Raw genomic sequence first — 11,982 nt, 5'->3', positions numbered from 1 at the left:
GAAGAAGAGGCAATTCACAGAAAAAATCTCAATAAATTTGCAGAAACCATCCGGTTCCTATATCGTTTAGTATAGGAGAAATTCTTTTTTTTATCTTGAAACCAATTCCAAGGATAATCCGTATATAAAGAAAAGAGTGTAAGTCAGGAGTGTAATGATAATGAATCGATTTCTTGTTGATTTTGTTCCGATAATGATTGCATTTCCAATGGTCTTGCCGGTTTGGATGATTAGCTATTTCGTATTGAATCAACCGTTTGCCCTGTCCGTTGTCATATCTTTAGCAGGAGGGGTACTTGCATACTGGCTGAGTTCCGTATATTTTTCATCAAGATACCTCAAAAAACATGAATTGACGAGAAAAGAATATCAATATATAAAGAAAAATTTAATCGAAGCAAAACCGAAGATATGGAGGGTGCAAAAAGCTCTAATCTCGGTCAGGCATATCTCTTCTTTCAAACAGAGGAAAGAGATGATTAAAATGATCAGGAAAATATATAGTCTGACAAAAAAAGAGCCGAAGCGGTTTTATCAGGCAGAACAGTTTTATTACTCGCATCTGGATTCTGCCATGGAGCTTGCGGAGAAATATGTTTTTCTAGCACAGCAGCCAAAAAAGAATAGGGAACTCGAACTTTCCTTAACGGAGACTCGTAAAACTTTAAAGGAACTCACTGATACGATAGAAAAGGATTTATATAAAGTGATTGCCGATGATATCGATAATCTTAACTTCGAATTGGATGTTGCTAAGCAATCGATTAGAACTAGAAAAGAGTCACAAGTAATTGATGAAAGCAGGAGGTTAAAATGAATAACAATGATCCAAACCTGTTGAATAAAACGAATAATGCCAGTTTGATCGATGACCTTTTAGCCAATCCATTTGATGGGGTGCAGGAACTTGAGAAAGTATCTTCCCAGGAAGCTAAACCGGTTAAACTGATTGATGTCATTCCTGAAGAGAACAGGGCAAAGGCTTATCAGCTTGCCGAACAAATCGATCCAACGAATCATCAGGCAATGATATCCTATGGTACACCCGCCCAATCAAAGCTCCTGACCTTTTCTAATTCCATGCTTGAGCATGTCCAGAAAAAAGATGTAGGTGAAGTGGGCAGCATTATCAATGATTTAATGAAAAAGTTAAACGAACTCAGCCCGGATGAGTTAAAACCGGATAAGCCCTCATTTTTTGCGCGTATGTTCGGGAAGCTCTCGGGATCCGTACAGGAGGTGCTATCCAAGTATCAAAAGACCGGTGCCCAAATTGACCGAATCAGTGTAAAACTCGATCGGAGCAAGAATATCCTGTTATCGGATATCGTAATTCTCGAAAAGCTATATGAAACGAATAAGGAATATTTCCAGGCATTGAATGTTTATATTGCAGCTGGGGAAATCAAACTCGAAGAAATCCATGAGAAAACGATTCCGGAGCTAAGGAAGTCCGCTGAATCAAGTAATGATCAAATGAAGTTTCAAGAAGTGAATGATATGCTGCAATTTGCTGAACGGTTGGATAAAAGGCTTCATGATTTGAAGTTGAGCCGTGAAATCACGATTCAAAGCGCACCGCAAATCAGGCTGATCCAAAACACGAATCAGGCACTAGTCGAAAAAATCCAATCTTCGATCATGACAGCTATTCCACTTTGGAAAAACCAGGTTGCGATTGCACTGACCCTTATCAGGCAAAGGCATGCTGTAGAAGCCCAAAAACAGGTTTCCAAGACTACAAATGACTTATTATTGAAGAACTCCGAGATGCTGAAAACGAATACCATTGAAACTGCAAAAGAAAATGAGCGCGGACTTGTCGATATTGAAACATTAAAGAAAACTCAAGCTAACTTGATATCCACGCTTGAGGAGACCATGCGGATTCAAGAAGAAGGCAGGCATAAACGCCGTCAAGCTGAACAGGAATTGGCGTCAATGGAAAATGAACTGAAACAGAAACTATTGGAGATAAAGGGATAAGGGGAGATAACATGGAGACTATCGAGGCTATAAAAACGAGAAGAAGCATTGGAATCGTTATGCAAGATCCGGTTCCTAAAGAAATGATCGAGCAAATCATTGAAGCCGGAACATATGCACCTAATCATCATCGGACGGAGCCTTGGCGTTTTTTTGTTTTGACAGGGGAAGGAAGAAATAAACTTGGGCAGGTATTCGAAGAAATAACAAGAATCGAAAATGCTGATGATACCCCTGAAAGTTTAATCAGCAAGCTCGAAAGGCAAAAAAAGAATCCATTAAGGGCTCCAGTCATCATCGCAGTGGGCATAGAGCCTAGTGATAAGAATAATGTCCTTGTGGCAGAAGAATATGCGGCTGTGAACAGTGCCATCCAAAATATGCTTCTTGCAGCACATTCTCTAGGTTTGGGAGCAGTATGGAGAACGGGGAAAATAACTTATCATGACAAGGTCCGTGAATTTTTCAATTTATCCTCTAAGGGAGAGGTGTTGGCTTTCATATACTTGGGTTATCCTGACATGGAGCCGAAACCTGCTAAGAAAACACCGATCGACGAATTGACCACATGGATTGGATGAGGATTAGGGAGCTGCATCAGTTTATAGACACTGGTGCAGTTTTTTTATTGCCTTCAATAAGGCATCCTTAATTAAGCTTTTACTGAAAAGGATTTGGCTTTGGCAGGCTTCGTTTCAAGTGACGACTGATGAATTAGGTTGTACAATACAAAGGAAGAATAAATTTTGATGAATTAGGATGTGTCTATAGATGAGAACGATTGATCCATTTGAGATACTCGATGGAAAAGCGATAAAATATTTGGATGTGTTTGGCGTTGAGGATGGAATTGCTTTAAAGAGTAAGTACGAAGGTAAATCGTATTGGATATATGATTATTATTGCATGCATCAGACTTGTGATTGCCAGGAAGTGTACCTTGAATTCGTTGAGGAGCTTAAAGGCAATAAACAGGCGGGACAGCATTTTGGAGTGAGGGTTTCTTTCGGGGATAATCAATTCGTCCTGGAGGATTATAATATTTCGAAGCAAAAGGCGATGGATATCGCGGAAGATACGCTGAAGTACAGTAAAGATGTAATGGAGTTATTTAAACAGCGGTATCAGCAAATGAAGGAAAAAGGCACACAAATTATCACGGAAAGTGCAAAGGCAGCTAAAATGCCGCATGTTCATGCAGAACCGGTCATTGGCAGGAATGAACCTTGTCCATGCGGAAGCGGGAAAAAACACAAAAAATGCTGCGGTGCAGCTTAACATCTTGGAAGCTGACTCGATTCGGAGTCGCTTCTTTTTTATTGGAAAAGTGCGTGCTTGGGAAAAAAATGAGAAAAAAGTGTAGCGTTAAACGAACGTTTGTTCTATAATAAGAGTACCAGATAATAGAACAAAAAGAAATAAAAACTAGTTATTTAGACGGAATTTTCCGAAAACTTCTTTTTTATTTTCATAAATCTGGTATATATAAGAGAGAAGAGTTTTTTGATCTCATCTCTTTCAACGGTAGACGGCAACCAGACGGGATGATAATCCCCACACTGATGGCAGTTTAACTTATTGAACGAAGGAAGGGGTAATCAAATGACAAGAGAAAAAAGATTAATACCTTACAAAGTTCTAGAAGTAATGGAAACGGTGAAAGAGAAGATTCCCGAGGGTGTCGAGCTTGTGAAAGCACCGGCAATTTGGGAAAAAAGCAATTATGGTGAGGGCGTGGTAGTTGCCGTCATCGATACAGGCATTGACAAGGGACATCCAGACCTCAAGGAAAGAATCATTGGCGGGAAGGATTTTACCAATACCGGGGATTATCAAGATGATAACGGACATGGGACACATGTCAGCGGTACGGTTGTTGCTGCCATTAATAATGCTGGTGTAGTGGGAGTGGCCCCGAAAGCAAGCATATTAGCGTTAAAGGCCCTAAATGGTCAAGGGCAAGGAGACATTGATTGGATTAATGGGGCTCTAGAGTATGCCATCAATTGGCGGGGACCAAATGAAGAAAAGGTTTCGGTTATTTCACTTTCGCTTGGCGGACCTCCCGATGAGACTGAACACAAACTCATTCAAAAGGCCCTTCAGAACGATATCCTTGTTGTTTGTGCAGCTGGAAATAGCGGTGATGGGCGTCATGAAACGGATGAATTGGATTATCCAGGAGCATATCCCGAGGTAGTGGAAGTGGGGGCTGTGGATTTAAGCAGAAATTTAGCGGATTTTTCAAATACGAATGATGAAATTGACTTGGTGGCGCCAGGGGTTGATATTCTCTCTACGTATCCAGGAAATAAATATGCCAGGTTGAGCGGAACGTCAATGGCTACACCTCATGTAAGCGGTGCGGCAGCTCTCTTGAAAGTGATTGCTGAAAAAGAATTTGACCGTAATTTAACTGAAGCGGAATTATATGCACAGCTGGTAAAAAGTACGGTAGATCTGGGAATAAGCAAAAAAGCGCAGGGAAATGGACTGCTTAACTTAACGATTACGGAACAAAGAGCTGAAAAATCGATTAAGATTACGATAGAATCGGAAAATCTTAAGTTACCGAGTAAATCGGTGGTCATGGAATATTAGAGAAAAAAGGTGCCTCAAAAAATTTGGGGCACCTTCTCCATATTGATTATTTTTTATTTTTCCTTAGAGCTGCAAAAAGGGCTACAATGGAAAGAATTAATGATATGACAGCCAGGGTAATGATCAGCGTTTGGTTGCCTTCACCTTCTGTTGTTGCTGCATCCTTTGAATTGTCAGGTGTCGTGGAATCATTAGTGTCAGCTTCATCTTCGTGACCATGGTCCGCAGGTTCAGCATCAGCCTTGGGTGCAACCGTGATTTCCGTTATAGAATGCGGTAGGTCTGAGCCTTCTTCACCGCTCCATTCAACAATTTCCCCATCTTCGTAATATTGAAATGCATCCCAGGCAACTTTCGTTTCTTCTTTAGGATTTTGTGCTACGAAAGAGAATTGCTGGAATTGTCCAGCAGCTATTCCTTTGTCAGTTGCTGCCCAAGTTACCGTTTTTACATGCCCATCTTTGTCACCTTCTGTCGTTACTTTCCATCCCGGTACAGGCTGGTAGCTTTCAAAGGTAACACCTTCAGGTACTTTTAAAGTCACCTTGGTAGTGGCAGTTTCTTTTTCTACGGGTACTTTAATTGTATAAGTTTCCCACGCCTCAGGTGCAGATGAACTAGGCTTGACCGTAACGTGAGCATATGCTGAACCGGAAAAAATGAATAATGCAGCAAATGTAAAAATAAGTAGCTTTGAAATGTTTTTCATTTGTATAAATTCCTCCTATTATGAATTCCCTATGAAAATTATAAAATCAGCATTGATTGAATCCAGGCTTTCAGTCAATCCATGAACATGGATATTCCACTTTCCTGGCATGGTCAAGATGGACTTTGATGTAAATGTCCCTGTATTTTTCTCCTTCATCTGCAGCTTTATTTCACCATTTGGCGTATCCAATGGCTGCATCGTGATCGTAAGCTGCTCTATTTCAGCAATTGGCTTGCCTTCATTGGAAAGCTTTACTTGAATCAGGTTATCCCCGACTTCATTGGGCGTCACCATTAATGTAACCTCGTTATTTTCTTCAGTCCGTAACGTTTTTTCAATGGGGCCGGGAGAAGACATGGCAGTTTGGACATTTGTTAATAAAGCTGCAATGAGCAGGATGACGATTCCTAAACCAAACTCCATTCCCACACTATAACCAAGTTTTTTCGTTTGCTTTTTCCCTCTGAGAAAATGAAAGCCGCCTAAAACGATCATGATTAACATGAGACCGATTTTCGCTAGTAACAATTGGCCATATGTTGTGTTAAACAATGAATGGATAGTTGGTACATGCTGTAAACTGCTATAAATTCCGCTAATAATCAGGATGATTACAAACAGAAATGCCCATTTGGAAAACCTTTGAATGATCGACCAGTAAAAGGTTTTCTTATCTCCTTGGACTGACTGACGATCTGCAAGACCAGGCAAAATCACCAATAAGGCCAAAAGGCCGCCGAGCCATAAAGCCATGGACAATAAATGAAGGAAATCCATCAAAACGGCCAGAGCCTGATTAGGAACGGCTGCTGTATGTCCGGTGAATGCCTTACAAATCATCAAGCTGGCAATTATGATGAATGAAATGAAAGGTAGTGATTTATTCAATGAGTTCTCGAGCATGAAATAAATTACTAAAAATAGAAGGAGCAATATTAGAATTTCCATGATCCAGATCGTCCCAAAGTTTGTAGCATTCAATACTTCCTTTATATAACTAACATTAAATGCATCGGTCCAACCTACGCCAGCATCGATCGTAACTCTTAAAGGCAGGCTGCAGAAGATGGAAAATGCTAAACCGGCATATGAAAGCCAAAGGTATAGACGGGTTCTTCTGCTGGCTTCAAAAAGTCGGGAATCCTTCATTAGCGATAATCTGAAAAATAGGATTCCGGTAAGGGCAGCGAAGCATATGTACTGTAGACTTTGCAGCATAACGTTGATGGAATTCGGAAAACTCTCATTCACTTCGGAATTATTTTGATCTGATAGGCCTGCCGAATTTCCGAATTGAAAGGGAATTGTTCCTTCAATGGGATGGCCATCACTCGAAACCACTCTCCATTTAATATAGTAAATCCCTTCATCAATCGTGTCCTTCCACTTAGCTTCCAGTATTTTTTCACTCTGTTCAGAGATTGTACTGTCTTGAGTTTGAATTTTGTCTCCATCTTGGCTGAATACCTCAAGCGAATGAAAAGCTGGTTGTATATTCTCGTTGAATTGAATGGTGATCTTTTCAGGAAGAGTATCCAACGCTTCATTCGGGCTAGGATTAGAGCTGATTACTGTAGCATGACCGAAAGCCATTGCCGGGTATAAAAGCAAACTGAATAGGCTGACTACCAGCCATAAATATTTTTTCATCTTGGTGTGCCATCATCCTTTCATCCGATTATGTAAGCCCATTATAAAAGGAAAATGTGAAAAAACAGTGAAAATAATTTAGTTATCTAAAGGCAGTTTAAGAGGTTCCCTAGAAAATGAGAACAATAAGTTTTAGTTTTGCCTTCCACTCCAGTATAGCCATAAATAAGTGGTGGGAATTCCACTTTGCATAATGTTTATACCAAATAGGCATCCTCCTTTTGATATAAACTCCATTAAGAAATAATTAAGGTTCCTTTAGTAATCTGAGCCTATCATGTTTAAGGAATTTGGAGGGATAGGTTTTGATGAAGAAGGGATTAAAAGAAACAAGTGTGAAGGTGATCTTGGTTGGTTCCCTTGTGGGGATGGGAACATCCACTTATATGCCAGCGACAGAAGCTGCGGAAGGCACTTCTGTCATTTTGGAAGAGGCACAAACGGTAAATAGTCTTTCAAAGCTAGAGATAGAGGGTATAGCACTGGATCAAAAGTTTACAGAAGATGTACACGACTATAGTTCAACAGTGGGGAATGATGTGGAAAAGATCACCTTGCTTGCAGCAAGCCCTAACAAGAATGCAGCCATATATGTGAATGGTGTCAAAATGACGGATGGTAAATTGAAGGATTTAACTCTTCAAACTGGCATGAATACGTTTGTAATCACCGTCAGCGATGGGGAAAATGAAACCGTAACCTATACTCTCAAGGTCGAAAAACATGAAAGTGATGATAACCTTTTAACATCGATTGGATTATCAAAAGGCTCATTAACATTCGATTCTAAGGTGACAGCATATCATGCTTCAGTTGAAAATGAAGTCCAGTCGGTTACGGTAACTCCGACATTGAGTAACAGTAAGGCAATTGTAAAGGTAAATGGAAAAGATGCAACCAGTGCAGGTGTAACGGTTACCCTTCCAGTCGGTAAGACAACGGTGAAGATAACCGTTACAGCAGAAAATGGTGATGAAAAAACATATACAGTTACAATTACACGGGCTGCAGCCGCACCAAAGGAAACGGAATCGAAAGCTGCTCCAAAAGAAGATGAAGTTCAAAAGGAGCCCTCAACAGGAACGAGTATAGCCCAACCTTCCTCGGATAAATCATCTATACCAACAGCAGGACCCTCGGATAAGGCGAGTAAATCATCTTTAACATCAGCGGAATCCTCCAATAATCAAAAGCCAAGCAGTGGTGTCAGTCAAGTAACGAATGCACGGCAAATTGAAAGTATTTCAACACAAAAAGTGAAAACGGATTCTGTTGAGAAAGTAACGTCTGCAGATTCTTTAGGCGAGGAAGGCAATAATGGACCAGTGTTGAACAGTCTGACCGTATCAACCGGCGCATGGAACAAATCTTTTAAATCTAATGAGCATACCTATCATATCGAGGTCGATAATGGTATTTCTTCAGTCGAAGTGAATGCAACGACAAATGCCAGCGGAGCTACGATTGAATATGACGGTGCGAGCAGTGCAAAAGTGAAGATCAAGGATAAAGCGAAAACGGCCATTTCCGTTACCGTTTCAAAGGATGGGGAGCGTCGTACTTACGTCCTTGTTTTCGAAAAGGACATGGATGTTGAAATGGATGAGGAAGAAACCGTGGATGATATCAAAACAAAAGAGGTGGAAGTTGAAGCAGCGCAAACGAGTACAGCTGGTATGACGGAGAGCGAAACATCCAATGATTCAGGAGGCCAGATTAATGGGAAACAACCTGTTGAGACGGTGTCATTATTTGGGGATATAAAGAATTTCTTTACCTCTCTGATAAAATAGGGTGGTTTTGAATCGTGCAAAAAAAGGACAAGGTTCAGGCTTGTCCTCGAAATTCATATTTATATGGGCAAAATGATTTGGACCTCAGTTCCTTGGTTCAGTTCACTGTTAAAGCGGACCTTTCCCCGATGCGCCTCTATGATTCGGCAACTGACTGTAAGTCCTAATCCGGTTCCTTTTTCTTTTGAAGAATAGAAAGGCTCTCCAAGATGTTTTATGCGGTTTTTTTCTATTCCGCTTCCATTATCTTTGATGGTGATGGAAAGGTTATTGTTCATTCGTTCGAAATCAATCCAAATATGGTCGGCGGATGCCTCCATGGAATTCTTGAGCATGTTTATGAAAACTTGTTTTAATTGGTTTCCCTCACATAATAGAAGCGGTATTTCATTTTTCACAGATATTGATATTTGGGTGGGGTACGAGTCCGCCTCTGGTTTCAACAAGGTTTTGACATCATTCATCAGGTCGATGATTTGATGTTTGCTGAATGGAAGTTCCTGTGGTTTTGCCAGAACGAGTAACTCGCTTACAATGAGATTGATCCGGTCCAATTCACTTAACATGATCGTGTAGTATTGTTCATAGGGATTGTCGCTTTTTTTAAGCAGCTGGACGAAACCTTTTAAAGAAGTCAGCGGATTTCGTACCTCGTGGGCTACACTTGCGGCAAGTTCGCCGACTATCGATAATTTTTCGGTTCTTCTTAAGCGTGCTTCGGTTTCTCGAATTTGAGTGACTTCTTTAGCATAAGTAATGATTCCGACTAAATCCTCGCCAACCATCATCGGGACAAACGTACAAGAAAGTAAGATGGACTTCCCGTACTTCGTCAGGAATTCTATATCTTTCCCTTTTTTGATCCCCTTTTGGTTTTCCATGACATATTGGCATGATGAACGGATCAATTCCGCGTCTTCTGCTGAAAAATTCAAATTAATGAACGAGGCGCCATGTATTTCGTCCTGTTGAAAGCCTGTTACCGTTTCAAACCTTGGATTCACGGTCGTGATCATTCCGTTTAAATCAAGCATCAGCATCGGATAAGGGTTGTGTTCAAACAATGATTTATAGCGTTGTTCGCTATCGAATAATTGATTCTCCGCGACAACTCTTTCAGATATATCCCTGCCAATGACGACTAAGGCTTTACGTGAACCATCTTCATTGAACAGGGGAACTTTAATCGTATCAAAGGTCTTGTGATTGCCATCGGGAAGAGGGATGATTTCCTCGCACCTAGTAATTTCCCCCTTCACCCACGTTTCTTCATCGGAAACTTCACAATAGATCAATGATTCTTTATAAAATTCGGAGTATTCTGCGAGCTCACTGTCTCTTTTTCCCTTATAATCTACATGCTCCAATTGAAATAATTGCAGCCCGAAGGTATTGGATTCAAGCCATCGGCCATCCCCATCCTTGAAATTAACGAAATCAACCATTGAATTGATGAGTGTGCGCCGACGTTGTTCCGCTTCTTTTAATCGTTTGAACTCTTCTTTTTTAGCTAGATAAAGATATAGAATTAAGCCTATTGATAAAAGGAAAACAATGCCTTCCGCCCTTTGGAGTTGAATGAAGACCTCTTTATTATGGATATTTGTAGTTAAAAAATAGTCGAATACGACTAATGTAAGAATCCCGGATAGGATATATATTGCTAAGATGGAGCGTTTGGACATGGAGATTCTCCCTGATTTTAAGACATTTCAAAGGTAAAATTACATACACATTTTAACAAACTATCGGAAAAAAATATATGCAGAATCTCTAAATAAAAAAACAGGGGCCAATGTGGTCACCTGTTTTTTCTGAAGAAGGTTAGTTTCTTCTTCTTTTTTGCACGCTTATAGATCATGAAGAATAGGAAGAAGAGGAGTGCAAGAGCAGCTAGCGTATATTGGTTCATTTCAACAGATAGCAGTCCATAGGGAATCAGTGATAGGAAGAAAAAGTATATAAGGTTGCCAAGTGCCGTCGCCAATAAAAAGTCTTTGAAAGTGATGGTGCTGACTCCAGCTGCCAAGTTAATTAAGCTTGTTGGGATAAGCGGGAAAATCCTGCCTGTAAACACGTACATGAAGCCATGCTCCACTACAGATTCTTGCCATTTTTCACCAATCCTCTTTAAAAGAAGCTCCTGAAACCAGTTTCTTGCTGCATAAAAAATGAATCCTGAAGCAACAACACTTGTAAACCAACTCCATAGGTAGCCATATATGAATCCGAATATCGTGACATTGATGGTCAGGAGCAAAATTAAGGGGATGATTGTAAAAGAATTTTGTACAAACATCAATACGAATGTCACAATAAATGTAAGCAAAAGATTTTCCTTCAATATGCCAATAACAGAATCCAAATCACTTTTCCAAACCAAAGTGAACAGCTCTGCATTAGAGTATATAAAAATTGCGATTACAAGTAGACCGATTATGGTCAGGACTTTTTTCAAAGGGCCACCACCATTCTTACTAATAGTTTATCATCTTCGAGTTCATTGGTGAAAAAAAAGAGCTGCCGCATCATGCAGACAGCTCTTTTCCATTATAGTGGCTTAACGGCGCGAAGATTCCTTTTAAAGCCACTTTTCAAACTGAATTCTTTTGTTCATTCCATAAATGATTGGCGCTCCAATCAAAAGGACAACGAACTCACCGACAGCCGTGGTCATCCAGCTTAGCCAGAATGGCAAGCCAAAGGCAAGGTTCAGTTCAATTGCAATTAAAAACATTGTGAACGTGAAAAAGATAATCGTAGCGACCATACGTCCTTTAATGCCTTTTATGAAACGAGAAACATAAATGACAAGCAATAAGGCGAGCAGGGATTGGCCCACCCCAAAAATCAAATCATATGGCACCATCGGCGAAAAGAGCAGATTCGATATGAAGACTCCTCCAACGATACCGTAGATATACTTTTTATTGAATACAATCAGATGATTCAACATTTCCGGTACACGGAATTGGAACATCTCAAAAGCTATTGGTTTAAACACCAATGAGACCGCCACATACAAGGCAGCCAATAACCCGTTTATCACGAGTGTACGAACATTCATTTTACTCTCTCCCTAGTTTTTTATCGTGGGATGGTTACGAACCACGTGCAGGCGTTTACCCGATGATTAATAGTATCCCATGTAAGCTTGTTTCGTCAATTTGTAAAGAATGGTTTTAATTTATAGGTTTCCAATCAGAAGAAGCAGCACAATTGGGTTTTGAATTATTGCAT

At 40.2% G+C, this 11,982-nt stretch carries 11 protein-coding genes and 1 riboswitch; of the genes, 6 read left to right on the top strand and 5 right to left on the bottom strand.

The window, feature by feature from the left end; all coding sequences use genetic code 11:
* The first annotated feature begins 160 nt into the window (after nucleotides 1-160).
* The 5 genes from J7I90_RS22150 to J7I90_RS22130 all read left to right on the top strand — a co-directional run bounded on the left by J7I90_RS22150 (nucleotide 161) and on the right by J7I90_RS22130 (nucleotide 4,587).
* On the top strand, nucleotides 161-817 hold the full coding sequence (locus J7I90_RS22150; RefSeq protein WP_214773771.1) for a 5-bromo-4-chloroindolyl phosphate hydrolysis family protein: 657 nt from the start codon (nucleotides 161-163) through the stop codon (nucleotides 815-817).
* A complete protein-coding gene (locus J7I90_RS22145) occupies nucleotides 814-1,986 on the top strand; it encodes a toxic anion resistance protein (RefSeq protein ID WP_048686182.1) in 1,173 nt (390 codons plus the stop codon). The genes J7I90_RS22150 and J7I90_RS22145 overlap by 4 nt, the downstream gene beginning before the upstream one ends.
* Before the next feature lie 11 nt (nucleotides 1,987-1,997).
* Nucleotides 1,998-2,567: a nitroreductase family protein gene (locus tag J7I90_RS22140; protein WP_214773770.1), complete on the top strand. Its 570-nt coding sequence runs from the start codon at nucleotides 1,998-2,000 to the stop codon at nucleotides 2,565-2,567.
* 190 nt (nucleotides 2,568-2,757) lie between these two features.
* The gene (locus J7I90_RS22135) at nucleotides 2,758-3,264 is read left to right on the top strand and encodes an SEC-C metal-binding domain-containing protein (protein WP_214773769.1); all 507 of its coding nucleotides are present in this window, start codon (nucleotides 2,758-2,760) and stop codon (nucleotides 3,262-3,264) included.
* Between the two features lie 324 nt (nucleotides 3,265-3,588).
* On the top strand, nucleotides 3,589-4,587 hold the full coding sequence (locus tag J7I90_RS22130; protein ID WP_214773768.1) for a S8 family peptidase: 999 nt from the start codon (nucleotides 3,589-3,591) through the stop codon (nucleotides 4,585-4,587).
* Nucleotides 4,588-4,633: 46 nt separating this feature from the next.
* Here the strand turns inward: J7I90_RS22130 and J7I90_RS22125 are convergent, their stop codons facing one another.
* Complete coding sequence (locus J7I90_RS22125) at nucleotides 4,634-5,296, bottom strand: YcnI family copper-binding membrane protein (RefSeq protein ID WP_214773767.1); 663 nt, start codon at nucleotides 5,294-5,296, stop codon at nucleotides 4,634-4,636.
* A gap of 18 nt (nucleotides 5,297-5,314) precedes the next feature.
* Entirely contained in the window at nucleotides 5,315-6,949 is a 1,635-nt protein-coding gene (locus tag J7I90_RS22120; RefSeq protein WP_214773766.1) for a copper resistance CopC/CopD family protein, read from the bottom strand.
* Between the two features lie 308 nt (nucleotides 6,950-7,257).
* Between J7I90_RS22120 and J7I90_RS22115 the strand changes: the two genes are divergently transcribed.
* Nucleotides 7,258-8,742: a cadherin-like beta sandwich domain-containing protein gene (locus tag J7I90_RS22115; RefSeq protein ID WP_214773765.1), complete on the top strand. Its 1,485-nt coding sequence runs from the start codon at nucleotides 7,258-7,260 to the stop codon at nucleotides 8,740-8,742.
* A 59-nt stretch (nucleotides 8,743-8,801) separates the two neighbouring features.
* On the opposite strand, the gene J7I90_RS22110 is transcribed toward J7I90_RS22115, so the two are convergent.
* The 3 genes from J7I90_RS22110 to J7I90_RS22100 form a co-directional block, all read right to left on the bottom strand.
* A complete protein-coding gene (locus tag J7I90_RS22110; RefSeq protein WP_214773764.1) occupies nucleotides 8,802-10,427 on the bottom strand; it encodes a PAS domain-containing sensor histidine kinase in 1,626 nt (541 codons plus the stop codon).
* A gap of 116 nt (nucleotides 10,428-10,543) precedes the next feature.
* Entirely contained in the window at nucleotides 10,544-11,200 is a 657-nt protein-coding gene (locus J7I90_RS22105) for a TVP38/TMEM64 family protein (RefSeq protein WP_214773763.1), read from the bottom strand.
* Between the two features lie 123 nt (nucleotides 11,201-11,323).
* Nucleotides 11,324-11,809 (bottom strand): QueT transporter family protein, encoded by a 486-nt coding sequence (locus J7I90_RS22100; protein ID WP_034306030.1) that lies wholly within the window; start codon nucleotides 11,807-11,809, stop codon nucleotides 11,324-11,326.
* A gap of 6 nt (nucleotides 11,810-11,815) precedes the next feature.
* A riboswitch (PreQ1 riboswitch) is annotated at nucleotides 11,816-11,860 on the bottom strand.
* Nucleotides 11,861-11,982 lie beyond the last annotated feature (122 nt).

This window comes from Bacillus sp. ISL-57, from assembly GCF_018613135.1.
Taxonomy (GTDB): domain Bacteria; phylum Bacillota; class Bacilli; order Bacillales; family DSM-1321; genus Peribacillus; species Peribacillus frigoritolerans.
The sequence above is the reverse complement of the archived record's forward strand: the minus strand, read 5'-3'. Positions and strand labels throughout refer to the sequence as shown.